This window comes from Collimonas silvisoli (assembly GCF_018305005.1).
Lineage (GTDB): Bacteria > Pseudomonadota > Gammaproteobacteria > Burkholderiales > Burkholderiaceae_D > Collimonas > Collimonas silvisoli.
Genome location: NZ_JAGQEG010000025.1, coordinates 34553 through 55311, shown reverse-complemented (window position 1 = coordinate 55311; position 20759 = coordinate 34553). Strand labels below are relative to the sequence as shown.

Here is a 20759-nt window from a genome sequence, read left to right as displayed (position 1 = left end):
TATAACGGCTATCAACTTGCGCCGGGCGCCGCGGCTGCGGCCCTCAGTGACGCTGCATCTTGCAAGTGCTGGGCACCAGCGTTGCCGCCGGCGCCAGATAACGTTCGGTTTTGAAACCGTAACCGCTGCCTTCATTATCAAACCGGATACCGCCATCGGCAAGCTTTTGCATCACGGCCACGTACAAAGGCTGTATCAGTTGATGATCGCTGGCACGCATGCTGGCTTCATGGAATTTGCTCTTGTATTGCGCTCCTTCCAACGCCCGCGCAACCGCTACCGCGTCCGTGCTTTGGGCTTTCTCGATGGCTGCCGCCAACATGTCGATCATGACATCCATCCGCAAAAACAGATAGTCATCTTTCGGTTGCGGATAACGCTGACGAAAGCTGCGATAAAACGCATCGCTGGCGGCGTTGCCGTCGACGGCATTCGGATGCCACTCAGCGACTGCGCGCACCGAGCCTACGCCTGCATCGCCAATCGCCGCGGGCGCCCCCAGGCTATTTGCATAAAAGGTGTAGAACTTGAGATGCAGACTCGCCTCTTTGGCGGCTTTCACCAGCAAGGTCAGATCGTTGCCCCAGTTGCCGGTAATGACCGTATCGGCGCCGCTGGCGCGGATTTTAGCGATGTAGGGTGCGAAATCCTTGACCTTGCCGATGGGGTGCAACTCGTCCCCGACAATCCTGATATCTGGTCGCGCCACCTGCAGTTGCCGGCGCGCAGCCCTGGCAACCTGCTGCCCGAAACTGTAGTCCTGGCCGATCAGGTAAACGCTTTTTGCCTTGCTGTCACTTTTGATGACATCAACCAGTGCGCGCATCCGCATGTCGGCGTTGGCGTCAAAACGAAAGTGCCAGAAACTGCATTTTTCATTGGTCAATACCGGGTCGACCGCCGAATAGTTCAGGAACAACACGCGATTATCCGGAGTCCGGGCGTTATGCTTGTTGATCGCTTCCACCAGCGCCCCAGCCACCGCGGAGCTGTTACCTTCCAGCACAAACGGAATTTTCTGGTCGGTCAATTGCTTTAGCTGCAATAAGGCATCTTCTACGCCCTGTTTGTTATCAAACACCGTCAGGCTCAAGAGATGCCTACCATCCGGCAAGCGTACGCCGCCACGGGCATTGACCTGCTCCACTGCAAACCGGATATTGCGTTCTACCGCTTCACCCGCATTGGCGAAGGGTCCCGACATGCCTTCGATCATGCCGAGCCGAATCGGCGGCAGCGAACCAGCCGGTGCGGCCGGTGCGGCAAATACCGCTGGCGTCATGGCGCCCATGCCCAGAGTAAGAGTGAAGGCCAGCGCAAGGCTGACGGCGTGATGTATGCGATGCTGCATCGGCGACTATTCTTGTTTGATGTAAAGGCAATATTTTACGTGGTTTATCGCTTACCCCACTCTTGCCGAGCTTAATCTCGGCGGATACGTTTACACTATGCGGATGTCGTCTTCTCCTGCATCCCCCTCAACTCCGAGTTACACCTTTGCCAGCCGCAGCCGCTGGCTGTGGGCATTGCTGCTCACAGTGTTGTTACATTTGCTGCTAATCGGCTGGGGCAGCCGCCAGTTCAATACGCCGACACCAGTCAATCGGCCTGAACGCGTGGTGATGGCCAATCTCACGCCGTTGCCGCCGGTTGAAAAGCCGGTGCTGTTGCCGCAAGCGCCCAAGCCGAAACCCAGCGTCCAGGCGCGCCCCAAAGCGGCGCCGCGGCCAACACCAACACCGCAGGTCGAAGTACCGGATACGCCTATCAGAGAAACCGTCACACCCATTGCCGATGCGGCCCCGGCCGCTCCGACGCCACCTGATGCGGTAGCCAGCACAGCTGAAGCGGCCGGCAAACATTACCAGACCGATCCGCCGCCGTCGGCCGAGCTGAAATACGATGTGGAAGCTTTGCAAAAAGGCCAGAACTATCACGGCAGCGGCAAAATCACCTGGCAATCCAATGGCGGCAGTTACACCATCAACGGCGAAGCCGGCGCCCTGTTCATTACCGTTCTCGACTTCAAGAGCGAAGGCGAAATCAACGGTTTTGGCGTGGCGCCGGTGACCTATTCGCAAAAGCGTTTCCGCAAGCCGGCAACCCAGACGATTTTTCAGCGCGAGCGCAACACTATCGTCTTTTCCTCGTCGCAGAATAATTATCCGCGCAGCGGCGGCGAACAAGACCGCGCCAGCGTGGTCTGGCAACTGGCCAGCATCGGCCGCGGCGACAGCGCGCAATTTTCCCCGGGCGCGGTGATCGATATGTTTGTTGCCGGCCCGCTGGATGCGGAAACCTGGCGCATGCAAGTGGTCGGCCAGGAAAAGATTACGGTTGGCAGCGGCGATCTTGATGCCTGGCATGTGATTCGCATTCCACAAGCCGGCTCGCACGAGCAGCGGCTGGACATCTGGCTGGCGCCGCAACAGGAATGGTATCCGGTCAAACTGCGTTTCACCGAAACTGACGGCGACTACCTGGACATGTCGCTGTCCAAGATGAAGCTACTGGATACGGCATCGGCAAATTGAGCGTCCCGGATCACCGGATCAAGTGTTTTAAAGTATTTTGAACAGCAGCAGCATTTTTTTGGAAAACCATGACATTATCTTTACTCCGCCTATCCATGGCCGCCGCACTTTGCTGCAGCATGCTGACAGCTTCGGCAGCCGGCACCGATCATCCTGCCACCAAATACAAAACAGATCTGCCGCCGTCGGCCGATCTGAACTATGCGATTCAAGCCAAACAAAGCGGCATTACGCTGGGTGGCGAAGGCAGCGTCAAATGGCAGGTGGACGATAAACACTTCAGCGTCAACTCGGAAACCCGCGCCATGCTGTTTGGCAAAATTCTCGAATCCTCCAGCGAAGGTGCAATCGACAGCTACGGCCTGGCGCCGGCGCAATTCATCAACAAGCGTTTTCGCAAGGAAGCCACCACCACGACTTTTCATCGCGACAACGGTACTATCAGTTTTTCCGAGTCCAACGAGAGTTATCGCTTGAAAGGCGGCGAGCAGGATCGCACCAGTATCATCTGGCAGTTGATTTCAGTAGCACGGGCAGCGCCGCACCAATTCAAGCCGGGGTCGGACTGGACATTCTTTGTGGCCGGTATGCGCGATGCGGAAGCTTGGACGTTCAAGGTTATCAATACCGAGAAAATCAAGACACCGATGGGCGAGCTGGACGCCATCCACATTTTCAAAGCGCCGCCGCCGGACGCCAAGGACCAGCAGTTGGATATCTGGCTGGCGCCGTCGCTGGAATGGTATCCGGTGCGCTTGCGGTTTACCGATCCGAACAAGGATTTTGTCGAGCAAACCCTGCAGCAGGTGAGCAATAAAGCCGGCAAATAAGATTGCAAACAAGGCATACAATCTCTTTTCATTACTCGAACAGTAAATCATATGACTACACCAAACGGCGCCGTCGTCTTGTTCAGCGGCGGCCAGGACTCCACTACCTGCCTGGCTTGGGCTTTATCACGCTACGAACGGGTCGAAACGATTGGCTTTGATTACGGCCAGCGGCATGCGATTGAACTGACGGTGCGTCCGGTCTTGCTGCAGAAAATCCGCGCCCAGTTTCCGCAGTGGGCCGATAAGCTGGGCGAAGACCACATGATAGACCTGTCGCTGATTTCGAAAATATCGTCGACCGCGATGACCGAAGACGTTGAAATCGTGATGCAGGAAAACGGCTTGCCGAACACCTTTGTGCCAGGACGTAACCTGCTGTTCATGACGGTAGCGGCCACGGTCGCCCATCGGCGCGGCTTGAATGTGCTGGTGGGCGGGATGTGCGAAACCGATTTTTCCGGCTATCCGGATTGCCGCGACGACACGATGAAAGCCTTGCAGGTCGCGCTGAACCTGGGCATGGCAACCCAGCTCAAACTGGAAACGCCGCTGATGTGGATAGACAAGTCCGAGACCTGGAAACTGGCGCAAGATCTGGGCGGCGACGCCTTGGTCGACCTGATCCGGACCGATACCCATACCTGCTATCTGGGTCAACGCGGCGCACTGCACGACTGGGGTTATGGCTGCGGCACTTGTCCAGCCTGTGCCTTGCGCGCGCGCGGGTATCAGCAATTCAAGCAAGCTGCTGGCGCCTGATCAAAGCTTAATCGCATTCTAAAAGCGGCATGCAAATCGCACGTGTAAATAGAAACGGCCGGTAGAGATTCATCTACCGGCCGTTTTTTTGTGATCGATTAAGCTGCGATCGATCGCGACAACTCCGCTTTGAGTTCCGGCGCGGGGTGGTTGAACTGATTGAGCAACTGCGTTTCCTTGGTGCGTGCTGCAAGCAGATGCCGCTCCTTGACATGGCCATAACCGCGAATTTCTTCAGGGATGCTGGCAATTGCCACGGCAGCCGCCAGATTATCGGCAGTCAGTCGCGGTAACAAGGATGCAATGATTTCCTTGTAGTGCACGATCAAGCCACGCTCTTCCTTGCGTTCCGCGGTATAGCCGAAAATATCCAAGGCGCTGCCGCGCAGGAATTTCATTTTCGCCAACACGCCAAAAGCACGCATCATCCACGGACCGAATTCCTGCTTGATCAGATGGCCGTGCGCGTCGTGCTTGGCTAGCAGCGGCGGCGCCAGATGGAATTTGAGTTTGTAGCCGCCTTCGAACATGCCCGCGATCTTGGCCTTGAAAGCGCCGTCGGTATATAAGCGCGCGACTTCGTACTCGTCCTTGTAGGCCATCAGTTTGAACAGATAGGTGGCAACTGCCATGCTCAGGCGTTGTGCTGCTCGCCCGGTTTCTGCATGAGGCAATTTGGCTTCTGTTGCCTGTACCTGTTCGACAAAGGCGCGATATTGCTCGGCATATGCCGCATCCTGATAAGACGTCAGGGCCGCGACCCGGCGCTTGATCAACTCATCCAGATTGGGGGCGCGCTTGAATTCGATTACCTGCGCCGGCGTATCGCTGAGACGCGTGCGTTGTTCCAATCCTGCCAAATCGCAGGCTGCGGTCCGGCCCCAGACAAAAGCCTGCTTGTTGAAGGCGACCTGCAAGGCGTTCAATTCTATCGCCCGCATCAGCGACGCCTCTTGCAACGGCACCCAGCCCTTTTGCCATGCATAGCCGAGCATGAACATATTGGTCGCGATAGCGTCGCCCATCAAGGCGGTAGCGATACGGCTGGCATCGATGAATTCCACCCGGTCGCTGCCGCAAGCCGTGCGTATATCCTGTTCGGCTGCTGCATCGGGGAACTGCCAGTCCGGATTTTTCACAAACGCGGCGGTAGGCGTGCGGGTTGAGTTGATCGCGGCGTAAGTCCGCCCCTCGCCCATGCGCGACAAGGCATCGCGGTTGGCGCTGACGATCGCGTCGCAGCCGATCACCAGATCGGCGTCGCCGGTGCCGACGCGGGTCGAATAGATATCGTCGGGATGATCGGCCAGCCGCACGTGCGACATCACCGGCCCGCCCTTTTGCGCCAGGCCGCTCATGTCCAGCACCGAGCAACCTTTGCCTTCGACGTGGGCCGCCATCGCCAGGATCTGACCGATAGTCACCACGCCGGTGCCGCCGATACCGGTCACCAGGATGCCGAAAGGTTTTACCGTGTCTGGCAAGACCGGCGACGGCAGACTGGTCACCGGAGCGGCGGCGGTAGCGGGTGTCGCCGCCACTTTCGCCGGCTTCTTCAGGTTGCCGCCTTCGACCGTGACGAAACTCGGGCAAAAACCGGTCACGCAAGAAAAGTCCTTGTTGCACGAGGACTGGTTGATCTGGCGTTTGCGGCCGAATTCGGTTTCCAGCGGTTCTACCGACAGACAATTCGATTGCACGCTGCAATCGCCGCAACCTTCGCACACCGCTTCGTTAATCACGGCGCGTTTGGCTGGATCCGGATATTCATTGCGTTTCCGGCGGCGACGTTTTTCGGAAGCACAGGTCTGATCGTAAATCATCGCGGAAGTACCGCTGATCTCGCGCAGTTCGCGCTGCACGGCGTCAAGCTCGCTGCGATGACGGATCGTCACGCCAGGAGCCCAGTTGGTGCCGGCGGCATATTTGTCCGGCTCGTCAGTGACCACGATAATCGGCGTCACGCCTTCAGCCGCGATCTGGCGTGAAATCATGGCGGGATCAAGCGGGCCGTCGAAAGCCTGGCCACCGGTCATGGCGACCGCATCGTTGAACAGGATCTTGTAGGTGATGTTCACTTTGGCCGCGACTGAAGCGCGAATCGCCAGCAGGCCGGAATGGAAATAAGTACCGTCGCCCAGATTGGCAAACACGTGCTTTTCCGAAGTGAATGGCGCCTGGCCGACCCAGGTCACGCCTTCGCCGCCCATATGGGTGAACGTCGACGATTCCCGATCCATCCACAGCACCATGTAATGGCAGCCGATGCCGGCCAGACCACGGCTGCCGTCCGGCAGCTTGGTCGAGGTATTGTGCGGACAGCCGGAGCAGAAATGGGGAACGCGATCTTTGTTTGGATCGGGCTTGCTGCTGATATTCAACAGCGCTTCCTTGGCTTCCAGATAGGCGACGCGTTGCTGCACTCGCTCTGCCACCGGATGGCCGGCAAAGTATTTCGAAACGCGGGTCGCGATCGCTCTGGCGATTTGCGCCGGATTCAACTCATAGGTAGCCGGCAGCAGCCAGTCGCCATGGCCTTCGCCGCTGCGGTTGCTCCATTCACCGGTGTCGTCGAATTTGCCGACCACGCGTGGCCGCACGTCATCGCGCCAGTTGTACAGCTCTTCCTTGACCTGGTATTCCAGGATCTGGCGCTTCTCTTCGACCACCAGGATTTCTTCCAGGCCTTGGGCAAACTCGCGCACGCCTTCCGCTTCCAGCGGCCAGGTCATGCCGATCTTGTACAGGCGGATGCCGATATCGCGCGCCACATTTTCGTCGATGCCCAGATCGGCCAAGGCCTGACGGGTATCCAGATACGATTTGCCGGCGGTGATGATGCCGATCTTGGCGCGCGGGCTGTCCCAGATGATCTGATTCAGCTTGTTCACGCGCGCATACGCAAGCGCCGCGTACCATTTGTAATTGTTCATCCGCGCCTCTTGCCCCAGCACGGTATCGGGCAAGCGGATGTTCAAGCCATCCGGCGGCAGTTCGAAATCGGTCGGCAACACGATCTTGACGCGATCCGGATCGAGATCGACCGAGGCGCCGGACTCGACCAGGTCGGTGACGCATTTCATCGAAACCCAGAGACCGGTGTACCGGCTCATGGCCCAGCCGTGCATGCCGTAGTCGAGATATTCCTGCACCGAGGACGGATACAGCACCGGGATGCCGCATGCTTTCAGGATATGTTCGCTTTGATGGGCGGTAGTCGAAGATTTTGCCGCATGATCGTCGCCGGCCAGCACCAGCACTCCGCCATGCTGGGAAGTGCCGGCCATGTTGGCGTGCTTGAAGACGTCGCCGCAGCGGTCAACACCGGGGCCTTTGCCGTACCACAGGCCGAATACGCCATCGTATTGAGCGCCAGGAAACAGGTTCACTTGCTGCGTACCCCAGACGCTGGTCGCGGCCAGATCTTCGTTCATGCCGGGGTGAAACTTGACGTGATGCGCGTCCAGATATTTTTTTGCCTTGGCAGCGGTCATATCGACACTGCCAAGCGGCGAACCGCGATAGCCGGTAACAAACCCGGCGGTATTCAAGCCTGCCAGGACATCGCGTTGCCGTTGCAGCATCGGCAAGCGAATAATCGCCTGTGTGCCCGTCATGAAAGCACGGCCACGCTCCAGGGTAAATTTGTCATCTAGGGAAATGCCATCAGCTTCAGACGCTTGCGCCGATTGTGTGGGCAACAAGGCTTGCGCCGATTTGAGTGGTGCGTTCATTCAGTCTCCGTGCCAAAAATTATGTTTTTGATTGCACTGCGTGGAGGTTATCCTACGCGGTAAAACGTCTTCGCCTTTTGGGCAAATCGTCCTGTTTTTTCCTATCTGCTGCGGCGCCCAGACTATCACAAGCGGTGGTGCGACTCAATGCACGCCGCAGCAATCGGCCTCGGTGTAGCAGGCGTAACAACTGTAACAACTGGTAAATCGGATAGGAATGGGAATCAACTAGGCGTGTAATGACAACTTGTCTGATGTGGCTGAATACCTCCCCTGGACCAGCCATGTCGGGCATTCCTCCCTCTAGTGTTCCCATTATCACTAGTTTGCGGATTCTGCTCTCCACAGCAGAATCCGCTTTTTTATTTCAGCGGCAAGTTTGTTTCGCCAGGCAACAGCGTGTTCGCCGGCAACGGTTCAAGCACCTTCAGCCGCTCATACATCGGCGCGAAATCCGGCGCCGTGTCATTGAACAACTGCTGGAAATCGTCGATTACGAAATAAGTCTCCTGGTAGGAGTCGATCTTGTACAAGGTCCGCATCACGCGCTCGACATCGAACGGCAGCCGCAACGACGCTGGACTGGTCAGGCAATGTTCGATTTCACCGCCAGAGGACAAGATCCCGGCGCCATACACGCGCAAACCTTCGGGGCTCTGGATCAGGCCGAATTCGACGGTGTACCAGTACAAGCGCGCCAGCATGGCCAAGCCGTCCAGTTTCATCGCCTTCAAGGCGCCCTTGCCGTATTCTTGCAAATGATCGGCAAAAATCGGATTGAACAGCAGCGGGACATGACCGAAAAAATCATGGAACACGTCAGGCTCGACAATGTAGTCGAACTCTTCCGGATCGCGCAGCCAGACGGTGACCGGGAAGCGGCGGCTGGCCAGATGCTCGAAGAAAATCTGGTCCGGCACCAGGCCAGGCACCGCCACCAGGGTCCAGCCCGTAGCCTTGGACAGCAAGGCTGAACTATCTTCGAAGCGAGGTATGCCGTCGCCGATGTTCAGCTGCTCCAGGCTTTCGATGAACACATCGCAAGCCCGTCCCGGGATCAGCTTGGCTTGCCGTTGATACAGCCGACGCCACAGGGCGTGCTGCTCCGGCGTGTAAGCATCCCAGTCTTGCTTGACCACGTATTGCGCGTCGATCTTGCTGTAATCGCCACGCAATGCAGCGCCGTCCGATTTCTCGGCAACGGTGGCAAAAAAATCGTCAGTATTGACGCTGACATTCGCTACTTTTGCATCCATTTTCGCTTCCCTAAACTAAACGCGTTTGCTGCTTTCGTGCCTACAGTATAGATCTGAGTTGGCGGCAGTTAATTGCAAAATTCGCCCAGCACAGAAAAATTTACGCAATAATCTTATAAAAACTATTCTCTTTGGGGTCATTTATGCCAACGATTGCAATGGATGCAACAGATCGTAAAATTCTGGCGATCTTGCAGGAAGATGGCCGCCTGAGTAACCAGGAAGTGGCGGAAAGGGTCAATCTGTCGCCATCGCCATGCCTGCGCCGCATCAAGCAACTGGAGCAGGCGGGCGTGATACGGCAATACGTGGCGCTGCTGGAACCGGACAAAATCGGTCTTGGCTTGCTGGCGTACATCAACGTCCGTCTGGAGAAACACAGCGACCCGCAGTACCTGAGCGGCACCAAAGCGGCAGCACAACACCAGGCCATGTCGCCGCGCGCCTCCTTTTCGGCGGCGGTCGAACAATGGCCGGAGGTGGTCGCCTGTTATGCGATGACGGGCGAAATGGATTTTCTGCTACGAGTGCATGTGGAAGACATGGCGCACTTTTCGCGCTTCATGATGGAGACCTTGCTGCGCCATCCGGCGGTGCTGGATGTCAAATCGAGTTTTGCCCTGCAACGGATTAAGGATACGACGGCGCTGCCCTTGCTGTAAGCGCCAGCTTGGCCGCCGCTGCCGCCGCTCCTTTTAATCGCGTTTGATGCCCGGCAGGCTGCTCAGCCATTTCAGCGCGGCGCGCAGATTCGCCTTGACGGTGTAGTCGAGCGTCGCCACCTGTTCCTGGACGGCTTCTTGCAGCATGCTGGCCGGATTGGCGGGCGGCAGTTTCAGATAGGCGTCGGCTTCGCCATAATCGCGGTGGATGGCCATGCCGGCTTTCTTGGCGATGTGCATCATCACCTTGTTCGAGGACAGGCAATGCATGTACAAGGTATCGATATCGACATTGCGGCATCGTATGGCGGCGCGCTCGAACAAACGACTGCCGACGCCCATGCCGCGCGCCGAGGCGGCGACCGAGACGCCGAATTCGGCGACCCGCTCCTTGGTGGTGGAAGCGCTCACCGACGGCAGCGCTTCGCGCGGCGCAAACGCCAGATGACCGACACCGAGCAAGCGCAATTTACGATCGTAGACACCAAACACCGTATCGCGCGAAAAATCGATATTTTCGACGTAGCGGCTCAGCAGATCGTCCGACAATACCGAACCGAAGCGCAACAGGCGATCACCGCTATCCAGCGCCAGGAAATGGCGCAGCAACCGCTTGCGGGCGCGGCGCGACAACTCCTTGACGAAAATGGTCGGCCGCGACGCCTTGGTTTTGTCCGAGCCGGCGCCGCCGGTTTTCCCCGGCGCCTGGCTTGCGGAACCTGCCCTGGCATCTGTAGTCGTCATCCTAGCTCTCCGATTGGATAAGCTTACCTCGGATCAAGGCCGTTGTGCTTGCACCACTTGCTCGACCATTTCGACCCGAGCCGCATAGATGGCTTCAGGTATCCGTTGCGGTTGTTGCTGGAACATGCCGGCGATCACGCCGGCGTTGACCGAGCGCGCCGCTTTCAACGCGGCTTGCAGATAAGCGAGTTGCGGAAAGGGGCGTCCGGCGTACCCGGTCCTGCCGCGATAATCGCATTCGGTGGCGCGCAGCATATCGATAAAACGATGCGGTTTGCGAAACGCATCGCAACGTCCCAGCAAGTTCACGATGGTGTTTGCGCGCAGCTCGAATGCGCGCCCGACATTGCCGTGTTCACGCGCTGTCATGAGGGCCAGGTCACGTGCCTCGCCCGGCACTTTGAGGCGCTGGCAAACCCGCTCCACCAGCTCCACGCCCAACCCTTCGTGACCGTGATGACTGGGCCAGCCGGCGGCCGGTGTCGCGCCTTTGCCGAGATCGTGCACGAGTGCGGCGAAGCGCACCGGCAGTGCATAATCTTCGTGTGCGGCGGTATCCACCACCATCATCACGTGCACGCCGGTATCGATTTCCGGATGATATTTTTCCGGCTGCGGGATGCCCCACAAGACATCCAGTTCCGGCAGGATGCGCGCCAGCGCACCGCAGGCGCGCAAGACCTCGAACATGCGCGACGGCTGCTTTTCCATCAAGCCGCGCGCCAGCTCTTGCCATACCCGCTCCGCCACCAGCGCATCGACTTCGCCGGCGGCGACCATGCGCTGCATCAGCGCATTGGTCTGCGGCGCTACCGTGAAGTCGGTAAAGCGCGCGGCAAACCTGGCAACGCGCAAGATACGCACCGGGTCTTCGGCGAAAGCATCGGATACATGGCGGAATACCCGGTCCTGCAAATCCTGCTGGCCGTTGAACGGATCGGCCAGAGTGCCGTCGGCGGCGCGCGCGATGGCGTTGATGGTCAAATCGCGGCGCACCAGATCTTGCTCCAGCGTGACATCGGGATCGGTATGGAACACAAAACCCTTATAGCCGGGCGCAGTCTTGCGCTCGGTGCGCGCCAGCGCATATTCTTCATGCGTGCGCGGATGCAGAAACACCGGGAAATCCTTGCCGACCGGCCGAAACCCCTTAGCCAGCATATCTTCCGGCGTAGCGCCGACCACCACGTAATCACGATCTTTTACCGGCAAACCAAGCAACTCGTCGCGTACTGCGCCGCCCACCGCAAAAACTTTCATGGTTATGATGGCACCTGGTTAATCTGAAAATATAAATCTGGCAATGCTAATCTGGCAATATCTCGGTTTCCGCCAGCGCCTCGCGCATCCAGCGGGCCACGGCGGGATGCGCCTGCACCCGCTCGGCGTAGGCTTGCAAGGCCGGCGCCAGCGATACGCCGTAACTGTGGAAACGCATTACCACCGGGGCAAAATAAGCGTCGGCAATCGAGAATGCGCCAAACAGGAATTGATGATGGCCGAAATCGGATAAGCAGGTTTCCCAGATTTCAATCACGCGGGCGATGTCGGCCTGGGAACCTGGAGTGCGGCCCTGCCCGGGCTTATGCGCGCGGATGTCCATCGGCATGTCTGAGCGCAGAGCGGCGAAACCGGAATGCATTTCGGCGCAGATTGAACGGGCGGTGGCGCGCGCCAGAGAATCTTGCGGCCACATGCCCAGGTCGGGAAACTGTTCCGCCAGGTATTCGCAAATTGCCAGGGAATCCCAGATCGGGGTGTCGCCCACCATCAGAATCGGCACCCGGCCGCTGGCGCAATAGCGCCCTATCTGGTTCGCTGTGTCGGCTTGCCGCAGCAGGATCTTGTGCTCTTTGAACGGAATTCCGAACGCGGTCATCGCCACCCACGGCCGCATCGACCATGAAGAATAATTCTTGTTGGCGATAACCAGTATCAAGCCATCTGCTCCGGCTTTTTGCAAAGCGGCGGAAAGGCTGGGATCAAGCTCTGTGGTTTGCATGTGTTTTACCTATTCGATTCCGGATTTCGACATTCTGTGCAATACGCATGAGCGAGGGGAAAACAATATCAAGGCAGGGCCGATTCGACAAATCCCTTGGGCGCGACAGTACCCAGCCGTGCTTTCAAGGATTGCGGTTTGCCTTCGAATAAGGCCGCGTAATAAGTCGCATTGGACAGCACATTCTTTACGTAGCCACGGGTTTCATTGAACGGGATCGTTTCCGCAAAAACCGCGCCTTCGACCGTACCGGGCAAAGTTGACCGCCATGCCCGCGGCCGCCCCGGGCCGGCATTGTAGGCGGCAGACGCCAGCGCTTGCGAGCCGTCCAGATCGGCCAGCACCATGCTCAGATAATTCGTCCCTAGCAGGATATTGGTATTCACGTCGGAAATCTGGTCATTGGTAAAATCGCTCAAGCCGATTTTCTTTGCCACATAACGCGCCGTCGCCGGCATCACCTGCATCAGGCCGCTGGCGCCGACATTCGAGCGCGCGCTTCTGACAAAGCGCGATTCTTGCCGGATCAAGCCATACACCCATGCCATGTCGAGCCCCAGGTTTTGTGTATTTGTCGCCATGATATCGCGATGGGGCGATGGGAAGCGCTGGTTGAAATCGACTTCGACCTTGGTGCGGTCAGAAGTGTTCACCATGCGATCCAGGACATTGTTTTGACGGGCGAACTCGGCCGCCGTCAGCAATTGACGGTCAGTCATCTTGCGCAATTCCCAGTTCCATTCACGCACGCCTTCAAAGCGCAGATTCATGTCAAAAAAACGCAGCGCACGACGGAAGCCTTGGTTATTTGTCATCGGCGCCATTTCGGCCGGACTGAATTCCTGGGTGGAGGAAACGGCAATAATTTTCTGGCCCAGTTCTTCCAGCGCCAGCTGGCCGTAGAAATTGGTTTGGTCGGCAATCGACTGGAATTGCTGCTGTGCCTGATCAAGCTTGCCGTCGGCTTGATCGGCCCGGGCCAGCCAGTAAATCCAGGCCGGATCGCTACCGTTACGTAAAGCTGCCGGCATCGCCTCGATACCGCTACGGACCAGCTTCCAGTCGCCGCCGCGCAAGGCGGACCGGACGCGCCATTGATAAGCGTCCATCGACAACGGGACATTGCCCTTTACCTGCCGCCAATAATCGATGGCCTGCGGCTCCAGTTTGAGCGCGGACTGCAGCGCTATCTGCGCCCACGCCTGCGAGCGTTCGGATGAAGTCAGCTGATCGGAAGCGGCGTTCAGCGCTGCGGCTGCCCGGCCGCTGTCGTTCTTGGCAACCCGTCCTAAGGCGATAATGAATAATTCGTGGCCGCTGCGCGTGGCTCCAGGGCCGCGCGCAACCACCAGCGCCGACTTGTCGATAGCCTGCGCCACTTGCGCGTCGTCAGCGTCGATATACGGCGTCATGCGACGTGCAACGACGCCATACCCGGCCTCTACCGCCTGCCGGATCTGGAACCAGACATCGGCCGCGGAAAACTGGTCGCTTTGCGCCAGCGTGCCGATCAAGCCGGTACAGCCCTGACCGTATTCCTTCGGCGTAGTCAGCAAGGTGCGCGCCTCTGCGGCGACATTCGTGCCTTTCAACGCCGCCGAGGTCAGCGCGTAGCATTTCAACTGAGTATCGTCGTCGAGTACGAATTTCGGATATTGTTCATCGAAAGTGGTCCAGTCGCCGGCCTTACCCAACTCCAGCAGCCAGTCGTTGCGCAAGCGGTCGGCAATCGCGCTGCCGTCGTAGCGCGCCAGGTAGTCACGAATCTGTGATTGCGGAGCAAGCAGATCTTTGATCAACGGTTTTAAGCGGTAATAATCGACATAGGAAGGAATGTCATAATCACTTAACGTCGAAGCCAGCAGCTCCGCCTTATCGGCATTGTTCGCACGGGCGGCGTCGCGCAGGGCCAGGAAGGCGTCGTCCTGACTGGCATAACTGGCAGCAGAGGCGTTATTTGCGGAGCGTTTTTGGGCATAAGCTGCGCTTGCCATCACGGCGGAGGAAGCCATGGCGACAGCGATGACAGCAAGCCATTTTTTTTTGAACATATTACTAGCCAACCTTAATTTTTACGGATGCGAATGATGACGTCTAGCATAGCATGTGATGCCAGCGATGCAACGCCCGGCGCGGACAAAACGCTGCTGCGGCGTGCCTTGCTGGCAACCCGGCGGTCGATCAGCCCGGCCTGCCGCCAGGATTGGGATGCGGAGCTTGGGCGGCGGGTCATCGCCTGGGCCGCGCTTTGGGCAGAAACGCATCCGGATGGCGTGCTGGGCGTATATTGGCCGATCCGCGGTGAACCGGATCTGCGCCCAGCCTATGCTGAACTGGCGGCGCGCGGCATGCAACTGGCGTTGCCGGTAGTGGTGGACAACCACAGCCCACTGCGGTTTGTCAGCTGGCGTCCGGGCGAAGCCATGGCCAAGGACGGATTCGGCGTAGCCATACCCGCCAGCGACGTGGCAACCGCACCGCAGGCCCTATTGATTCCCTGCGTAGGCTTCAACCGGCACAAGATACGGCTGGGCTACGGTGGCGGATTTTATGACCGGACGCTGGCGCCGCTGCCGCGCCCGCAGGCAATCGGCATTGCCTATTCTTGCGCACTGGTGGAATTTGACGGCGCAGCGCACGATATCGCGCTGGACGCCGTCATCACTGAAGCCGCAAATTTATAGTTTGCTTATTGATGGCTTGATTTAAAGCTTGAGGCGCTGCCAGATAGCGATAGTCGCCGCCGATTGATTCAGCGTGTAAAAATGCAAACCGGGCGCACCGCCTGCCAGCAAGCGTTCGCAAAGCTGGGTCACCACGTCCAGGCCGAAAGCCCGGATCGAATCCGTGTCGTCGCCGTAGCTGGCGAGCTTGAGGCGGATCCAGCGCGGAATCTCGGTGCCGCACATGTCCGAAAAACGCATCAGCTGCGAGTAATTGGTGATCGGCATGATGCCGGCAATCACCGGGATCGTCGCACCCAGTTTTTGCGCTTCATCGACAAAGCGGAAATAAGCGTCGGCATTGTAGAAATACTGCGTAATGGCGCCGCTGGCGCCCGCCTTTACCTTGTTGACGTAACGCTGCACGTCGTCTTGCGGCGACTTCGCTTGCGGATGCATTTCGGGATAGGCCGCGACTTCGATATGAAACCAGTCGCCAGTTTCAGCGCGGATGAATTCCACCAGCTCGTTGGCGTAACGGAATTCGCCGGAAGAAATATCCATCGCCCCGTAACCGCTAGGCAAATCGCCGCGCAGCGCCACCAGGCGCTTGATGCCGTGATCCTTGTATTGCGTCAGGATGGCCCGCAGCGCTTCGCGCGAACTGCCCAGGCAAGACAGATGCGGCGCCGCCTCGTGGCCTTCGCTACGGATGTCGAGTACGGTGTCCAGCGTGCCCTTCTGGGTCGATCCGCCGGCGCCGAAGGTGACCGAAAAATAGCGTGGATGCAGCTCAGCCAGCTTGGCGCGCGTCACCCGTAATTTTTCCGCCCCTTCAGGTGTCTTCGGCGGGAAGAACTCAATGCTGAAATTCTTTTGTGCGTTTTTCTGTACCATCTAATTCTTCTTCAATAGCAAAGTGGAAAGCGCCCACGAAACGATGCTGTACAAGATAGCGCCGCCAACCGCCGACCAGAAGCTGGCCACGTAAAATCCACTCACCAGGTGCGACACCAGCCAGAACATCAAGCCGTTGATGATGAAGATGAACAGGCCCAGCGTCAGCAACGTCGCCGGCAAGGTCAGCAATAGCAGGATCGGGCGGATCAGGGTGTTGACGAAACCCAGCACCAGTGCCGCGATCAACGCCGCACCGAAGCTGGCGAACTGCACCGAGTGCATCAAATACGGCACCGCCAGCAAGGCCAGAGTATTAATCAGCCAGGTAATCAGTAAGCGCATCGTGTGTTCCTCTTGGTATGACAAGGTTTGCGCATCGGCAGATTTGCCTGCCGATGCGCAGCCTGGCGTTAGTAGCGGTAGTGTTCCGGTTTGTAAGGGCCGGTTTGCTTGACGCCGATATAGGCGGCTTGCTCTTCGGTCAATACAGACAGCTGCGCATTCAGTTTTTTCAACTGCAGGCGCGCGACTTTTTCGTCCAGGTGTTTTGGCAAGGTGTACACGCCGACCGGATAGGCCTTGGTGTTCACGAACAATTCGATCTGAGCGATGGTCTGGTTGGCGAACGAGGAGCTCATCACATACGACGGATGGCCGGTACCGCAACCAAGGTTCACCAGGCGGCCTTCTGCCAGCAGGATGATGCGCTTGCCATCCGGGAAAATGATGTGGTCGACTTGCGGCTTGATGTTTTCCCAAGTGTATTGCTTCAACGCGGCGACTTCGATTTCGTTGTCGAAGTGACCGATGTTGCAAACGATCGCCTGGTCTTTCATCTTTTGCATGTGAGCGTGGGTGATCACATGATAGTTGCCGGTGCAGGTAACGAAGATGTCGCCATGCTCGGCGGCGTATTCCATGGTCACTACGCGATAACCCTCCATCGCTGCCTGCAAGGCGCAAATCGGATCGACTTCCGTCACCCAGACTTGCGCCGACAAGGCGCGCATGGCTTGCGCCGAGCCCTTGCCGACATCGCCATAACCAGCGATCACGGCAACCTTGCCGGCGATCATGACGTCGGTGGCGCGCTTGATGCCGTCGACCAGCGATTCGCGGCAACCGTACAGATTGTCGAACTTGGATTTGGTGACCGAGTCATTGACGTTAATCGCCGGGAACGCCAGCTTGCCCTCTTTGTGCATCTGGTACAGGCGATGCACGCCGGTGGTGGTTTCTTCCGTCACGCCTTTGATCTGAGCCAGGCGTGTGGAATACCAGTTCGATTGCACGGCCAGCTTTTTCTTGATCGCATTGAACAGGCAGATCTCTTCTTCCGAGCCTGGATTGTTCAAGACCGAAGCGTCTTTCTCGGCACGGGTGCCGAGATGCAGCAACAGCGTTGCATCGCCGCCGTCGTCGAGGATCATGTTGGCCTGCTGTTCGCCTGGCCATTCGAAAATGCGGTGCGTGAATTCCCAGTAGTCGTCCAGCGATTCGCCCTTGAAGGCGAATACCGGCGTGCCGGCAGCGGCAATCGCTGCGGCGGCATGATCCTGGGTCGAATAGATATTGCAGGATGCCCAGCGTACCTTGGCGCCCAATGCTTCCAAGGTCTGGATCAGTACCGCGGTCTGGATCGTCATGTGGATCGAACCGGTGATGCGCGCGCCCTTGAGCGGCTGTGCGGCGGCGAATTCTTCGCGAATTGCCATCAGGCCCGGCATCTCGGTTTCGGCGATCTTGATTTCCTTGTCGCCCCAGGCTGACAAGCTGATATCGGCAACCACGTAGTCCTGGGTTGAAGATGTGGAATGTGTCGAGGAATGTATAGATGCGTTCATGACTGCGGCGTTCATCACGCCCTCCTTTCGTTAGAAAAAAAGTAACGTGAGCGCAGTTGCAAAATGACTGTACCAAGCCTGGCAGACCATGTCTGTCGCAACGCTCCTTGGATACGAGCCGCTATTCTAAAGCAAAGTACATATTCCGGCTATCCGGGTTGGCGAATAGCCGGCCGGCCCTCAGACCCAGCCCATTTCATGCAACTCGCTCTTGATATAAGCATAGTAAATCGGCGCGGCTACCAGCCCCGGCAAACCGAATGCAGCCTCGGCCAGCACCATCACCAGCAGCAACTCCCAGCTGCGTGCATTGATTTGCGATCCGACAATCCGCGCGTTGAGGAAATATTCGAGCTTGTGTATCACCACCAGAAACACCAGTGCCGCCAAGGCCACATAGACCGATACCGACAAGGCGACCAATACGATCAGGGTGTTGGAAATCAGGTTGCCGATCACCGGCAGCAAACCCGCCAGGAAAGTGACGATGATCATGGTTTTGGTCAGCGGCAAATGGACGCCGCCCATCCGCAGCACCACCAACAGAAAGATCGCGGTCAATGTCGTATTCAGCAAGGAAATCTTGATCTGGGCGAACACCACGCGGTGAAAAGCGTCCGCCAGCAAATTCGCCCGTCCCAGCAATTCGCCGGCCAGCGGTTGCAGCAAAGGCATCGGATGCGCCGCATTCAACGCTATCATGGCGCCCAGCACCATGCCAATCAGTACATGCACGAATACCTGCACCGCTTCCTTGCCGGCCAGTTGCACTTCGCTGCTGTGGGATTGCAACCAGTCGCTGATGGTTTGCCGGATATCGTCGATATCGTCCGGCAGGTACTGTTGCAACCAGGCCGGCAATTGGGTGCGCGCCTGGTCCAGCACCAATATCAATTTCGATTGCAGCACTTCCATGCGGTCAGGACCGCCGTGAAAAAACGCCACCAATCCAAAAATAGCCAGCGTCAACAGCCCGATAATGACGGCAGATAAAAACACCACGGAAATCAGGTGGGCGCGCTCGCTGGTCAGCCGGCGCTGCACAAATGGCGTCAGTGTGCGGACCAGTTCATACACCAGCAAGCCGGCCATCAAGGCTGTCAACATATGCAAGGTCATTACCAAAAACAACGCCGCTAGCGCCACCAGCCAGGCCGCCAGGCGAAAGCGCGGCAAGGCGGTGACCACTGGCCGCAGTTGAGGCGGGTCGGACGGCGATTCTTCTGAAGCAGATTTGAGGACGGAGACCATATGGAGACTTGGTTAGACCAGGTGCGATACGCTAAATACTGCAGCCGGATCTTTCTTTTAGAGTAGTCGCTGAAGTGATCAGTGTAACAAGTCGTTACCATCGTGCAAAGCACGATTCTGGCGTCGCCGATGTGTGGTTCGGCATGGCGAGGAAAAACATCCCCGCCATGCCTGCACAGCAATTACAGCGCGGCGGCTTTCAGTGCGGCAGCCTTGTCGGTACGCTCCCAGGTGAATTCCGGCTCTTCCCGGCCGAAATGACCATAGGCTGCGGTCTTTTGATAAATCGGGCGCAGCAAGTCGAGCATTTGCACAATGCCTTTAGGACGCAGGTCGAAATGTTCCAGCACCAGCTGCGCCAGCTTTTCGTCGCTGATCTTGCCGGTGCCAAAGGTCGTCACCATCACCGAAGTCGGCTTGGCAATGCCGATTGCGTACGACACCTGGATCTGGCAACGGGTTGCGAGACCCGCCGCAACGATATTCTTTGCCACATAACGGCCAGCGTAAGCAGCCGAGCGGTCGACCTTGGATGGATCCTTGCCGGAGAATGCGCCGCCGCCGTGAGGTGCGGCACCGCCGTAAGTGTCGACAATGATCTTGCGCCCGGTCAGGCCGCAATCGCCTTGCGGACCGCCGATGACGAAACGGCCGGTCGGATTGATCAGGTAACGGGTATTTTGCAGCCATTCCTTCGGCACCACCGGCTTGATGATTTCTTCGATCGCCGCTTCTTCAATCGCCTTGTGCTGCATTTCCGGCGCATGCTGAGTCGACAACACCACGGTGTCTATCGCCACTGGCACGCCATCGACGTATTTCAACGTAACTTGCGATTTGGCGTCCGGACGCAGCCAAGGCAGGCGGCCGTCCTTGCGCAATTGCGACTGGCGCTCGACGATTCGGTGGGCGTAATAAATCGCGGCCGGCATCAGTTCCGGCGTTTCGTCGCAGGCATAACCGAACATCAGGCCCTGGTCGCCGGCGCCTTGATCGAGATCAAGCCCCTTGCCTTCGTCCACGCCTTGAGCGATATCCGGCGATTGCTTGTCGTAACCGACCAGCACCGAGCAGCTCTTGTAGTCGATGCCGTAGTCGGCATTGTCGTAGCCGATACGCTTGATGGTTTCGCGTGCAACCGCGATGTAATCGACATTGGCAAAGGTGGTGACTTCGCCAGCCAATACTACCAGACCGGTGTTGCACAGAGTTTCGGCAGCAACCCGGGCTTGCGGGTCCTGGGTAAGAATTGCATCGAGAATCGCGTCAGAGATTTGATCTGAGACTTTGTCAGGATGACCTTCGGAAACGGATTCGGAAGTAAAGAGGTATTCATGCGCCATAGCAGGCTCCTAAAAAAAACAGTGGTGACCATGTCGCAGTCAAACCTGTTGAGCCTGCGACGCTTTAGCGAAATTTGTATGCCGCCTCGCAAGTTGTCTATTAACTCGGCGGATGATGCTAATTACTATATATTAAGATAATTCTCAAAAGCAATCTGTCTGTTTCCCCAAAACGCTTTGCAACGCCATTCGGTTTGCAAACTAATGTGCTATTTTACGCCTCTTGAAAAATTT

17 protein-coding genes and 1 riboswitch are annotated in these 20759 nt (G+C 57.7%); of the genes, 5 read left to right on the top strand and 12 right to left on the bottom strand.

Annotated elements, in window-relative coordinates; translation table 11 throughout:
- Positions 1–43: 43 nt before the first annotated feature.
- Positions 44–1291, bottom strand: coding sequence for a branched-chain amino acid ABC transporter substrate-binding protein (locus KHU33_RS09075; protein ID WP_230414148.1), 1248 nt, complete (start codon positions 1289–1291; stop codon positions 44–46).
- A 163-nt stretch (positions 1292–1454) separates the two neighbouring features.
- On the opposite strand from KHU33_RS09075, the gene KHU33_RS09070 reads away from it, so the two are divergent.
- The 3 genes from KHU33_RS09070 (at position 1455) to queC (ending at position 4126) form a co-directional block, all read left to right on the top strand.
- Positions 1455–2534: a DUF3108 domain-containing protein gene (locus tag KHU33_RS09070; RefSeq protein WP_211462519.1), complete on the top strand. Its 1080-nt coding sequence runs from the start codon at positions 1455–1457 to the stop codon at positions 2532–2534.
- Between the two features lie 68 nt (positions 2535–2602).
- Positions 2603–3364 carry a DUF3108 domain-containing protein gene (locus tag KHU33_RS09065; RefSeq protein WP_211462518.1) on the top strand — a complete coding sequence of 254 codons (762 nt, stop codon included), beginning with the start codon at positions 2603–2605 and terminating at the stop codon, positions 3362–3364.
- 51 nt (positions 3365–3415) lie between these two features.
- Positions 3416–4126 carry a 7-cyano-7-deazaguanine synthase QueC gene (gene queC, locus KHU33_RS09060; RefSeq protein ID WP_211462517.1) on the top strand — a complete coding sequence of 237 codons (711 nt, stop codon included), beginning with the start codon at positions 3416–3418 and terminating at the stop codon, positions 4124–4126.
- 98 nt (positions 4127–4224) lie between these two features.
- On the opposite strand, the gene KHU33_RS09055 is transcribed toward queC, so the two are convergent.
- On the bottom strand, positions 4225–7860 hold the full coding sequence (locus KHU33_RS09055; RefSeq protein WP_211462516.1) for an indolepyruvate ferredoxin oxidoreductase family protein: 3636 nt from the start codon (positions 7858–7860) through the stop codon (positions 4225–4227).
- Positions 7861–8222: 362 nt separating this feature from the next.
- On the bottom strand, positions 8223–9116 hold the full coding sequence (phhA, locus tag KHU33_RS09050; protein WP_211462515.1) for a phenylalanine 4-monooxygenase: 894 nt from the start codon (positions 9114–9116) through the stop codon (positions 8223–8225).
- Positions 9117–9259: 143 nt separating this feature from the next.
- On the opposite strand from phhA, the gene KHU33_RS09045 reads away from it, so the two are divergent.
- Positions 9260–9778 (top strand): Lrp/AsnC family transcriptional regulator, encoded by a 519-nt coding sequence (locus KHU33_RS09045; RefSeq protein ID WP_211462514.1) that lies wholly within the window; start codon positions 9260–9262, stop codon positions 9776–9778.
- 33 nt (positions 9779–9811) lie between these two features.
- Here the strand turns inward: KHU33_RS09045 and KHU33_RS09040 are convergent, their stop codons facing one another.
- The 4 genes from KHU33_RS09040 to KHU33_RS09025 form a co-directional block, all read right to left on the bottom strand.
- Positions 9812–10522 carry a GNAT family N-acetyltransferase gene (locus tag KHU33_RS09040; RefSeq protein ID WP_211462513.1) on the bottom strand — a complete coding sequence of 237 codons (711 nt, stop codon included), beginning with the start codon at positions 10520–10522 and terminating at the stop codon, positions 9812–9814.
- A gap of 33 nt (positions 10523–10555) precedes the next feature.
- Positions 10556–11782, bottom strand: coding sequence for a multifunctional CCA addition/repair protein (locus KHU33_RS09035; protein ID WP_211462512.1), 1227 nt, complete (start codon positions 11780–11782; stop codon positions 10556–10558).
- Positions 11783–11828: 46 nt separating this feature from the next.
- Positions 11829–12524 carry a glutathione S-transferase family protein gene (locus KHU33_RS09030; RefSeq protein WP_211462511.1) on the bottom strand — a complete coding sequence of 232 codons (696 nt, stop codon included), beginning with the start codon at positions 12522–12524 and terminating at the stop codon, positions 11829–11831.
- Between the two features lie 68 nt (positions 12525–12592).
- The gene (locus KHU33_RS09025) at positions 12593–14575 is read right to left on the bottom strand and encodes a lytic transglycosylase domain-containing protein (protein WP_211462510.1); all 1983 of its coding nucleotides are present in this window, start codon (positions 14573–14575) and stop codon (positions 12593–12595) included.
- Positions 14576–14608: 33 nt separating this feature from the next.
- Between KHU33_RS09025 and KHU33_RS09020 the strand changes: the two genes are divergently transcribed.
- Positions 14609–15208 carry a 5-formyltetrahydrofolate cyclo-ligase gene (locus tag KHU33_RS09020; RefSeq protein ID WP_230414143.1) on the top strand — a complete coding sequence of 200 codons (600 nt, stop codon included), beginning with the start codon at positions 14609–14611 and terminating at the stop codon, positions 15206–15208.
- A gap of 21 nt (positions 15209–15229) precedes the next feature.
- On the opposite strand, the gene metF is transcribed toward KHU33_RS09020, so the two are convergent.
- From metF to metK, 5 genes are all read right to left on the bottom strand, one after another.
- Positions 15230–16084 (bottom strand): methylenetetrahydrofolate reductase [NAD(P)H], encoded by an 855-nt coding sequence (metF, locus tag KHU33_RS09015; RefSeq protein ID WP_211462509.1) that lies wholly within the window; start codon positions 16082–16084, stop codon positions 15230–15232.
- Positions 16085–16429, bottom strand: a complete 345-nt coding sequence (locus KHU33_RS09010) for a phage holin family protein (protein ID WP_041742591.1) — start codon at positions 16427–16429, stop codon at positions 16085–16087.
- A 68-nt stretch (positions 16430–16497) separates the two neighbouring features.
- Positions 16498–17946, bottom strand: a complete 1449-nt coding sequence (gene ahcY / locus KHU33_RS09005) for an adenosylhomocysteinase (RefSeq protein WP_211462508.1) — start codon at positions 17944–17946, stop codon at positions 16498–16500.
- Between the two features lie 26 nt (positions 17947–17972).
- Positions 17973–18047: riboswitch (S-adenosyl-L-homocysteine riboswitch) on the bottom strand.
- Between the two features lie 64 nt (positions 18048–18111).
- Positions 18112–19182: an AI-2E family transporter gene (locus KHU33_RS09000; protein ID WP_211462507.1), complete on the bottom strand. Its 1071-nt coding sequence runs from the start codon at positions 19180–19182 to the stop codon at positions 18112–18114.
- Between the two features lie 182 nt (positions 19183–19364).
- Positions 19365–20525: a methionine adenosyltransferase gene (gene metK / locus KHU33_RS08995; RefSeq protein WP_211462506.1), complete on the bottom strand. Its 1161-nt coding sequence runs from the start codon at positions 20523–20525 to the stop codon at positions 19365–19367.
- Positions 20526–20759 lie beyond the last annotated feature (234 nt).

Excerpts from the sequence above, each read along its gene's own strand:
- KHU33_RS09025 (WP_211462510.1), bottom strand. The coding sequence starts at position 14,575 with ATGTTCAAAAAAAAATGGCTTGCTGTCATCGCTGTCGCCATGGCTTCC.
- KHU33_RS09075 (WP_230414148.1), bottom strand. The coding sequence starts at position 1,291 with ATGGGCGCCATGACGCCAGCGGTATTTGCCGCACCGGCCGCACCGGCT.
- KHU33_RS09030 (WP_211462511.1), bottom strand. The coding sequence starts at position 12,524 with ATGCAAACCACAGAGCTTGATCCCAGCCTTTCCGCCGCTTTGCAAAAA.
- KHU33_RS09020 (WP_230414143.1), top strand. The coding sequence starts at position 14,609 with ATGATGACGTCTAGCATAGCATGTGATGCCAGCGATGCAACGCCCGGC.
- metF (WP_211462509.1), bottom strand. The coding sequence starts at position 16,084 with ATGGTACAGAAAAACGCACAAAAGAATTTCAGCATTGAGTTCTTCCCG.
- KHU33_RS09070 (WP_211462519.1), top strand. The coding sequence starts at position 1,455 with ATGTCGTCTTCTCCTGCATCCCCCTCAACTCCGAGTTACACCTTTGCC.
- KHU33_RS09065 (WP_211462518.1), top strand. The coding sequence starts at position 2,603 with ATGACATTATCTTTACTCCGCCTATCCATGGCCGCCGCACTTTGCTGC.
- metK (WP_211462506.1), bottom strand. The coding sequence starts at position 20,525 with ATGGCGCATGAATACCTCTTTACTTCCGAATCCGTTTCCGAAGGTCAT.
- KHU33_RS09010 (WP_041742591.1), bottom strand. The coding sequence starts at position 16,429 with ATGCGCTTACTGATTACCTGGCTGATTAATACTCTGGCCTTGCTGGCG.
- KHU33_RS09000 (WP_211462507.1), bottom strand. The coding sequence starts at position 19,182 with ATGGTCTCCGTCCTCAAATCTGCTTCAGAAGAATCGCCGTCCGACCCG.
- KHU33_RS09040 (WP_211462513.1), bottom strand. The coding sequence starts at position 10,522 with ATGACGACTACAGATGCCAGGGCAGGTTCCGCAAGCCAGGCGCCGGGG.
- KHU33_RS09035 (WP_211462512.1), bottom strand. The coding sequence starts at position 11,782 with ATGAAAGTTTTTGCGGTGGGCGGCGCAGTACGCGACGAGTTGCTTGGT.
- KHU33_RS09055 (WP_211462516.1), bottom strand. The coding sequence starts at position 7,860 with ATGAACGCACCACTCAAATCGGCGCAAGCCTTGTTGCCCACACAATCG.
- ahcY (WP_211462508.1), bottom strand. The coding sequence starts at position 17,946 with ATGAACGCCGCAGTCATGAACGCATCTATACATTCCTCGACACATTCC.
- phhA (WP_211462515.1), bottom strand. The coding sequence starts at position 9,116 with ATGGATGCAAAAGTAGCGAATGTCAGCGTCAATACTGACGATTTTTTT.
- queC (WP_211462517.1), top strand. The coding sequence starts at position 3,416 with ATGACTACACCAAACGGCGCCGTCGTCTTGTTCAGCGGCGGCCAGGAC.
- KHU33_RS09045 (WP_211462514.1), top strand. The coding sequence starts at position 9,260 with ATGCCAACGATTGCAATGGATGCAACAGATCGTAAAATTCTGGCGATC.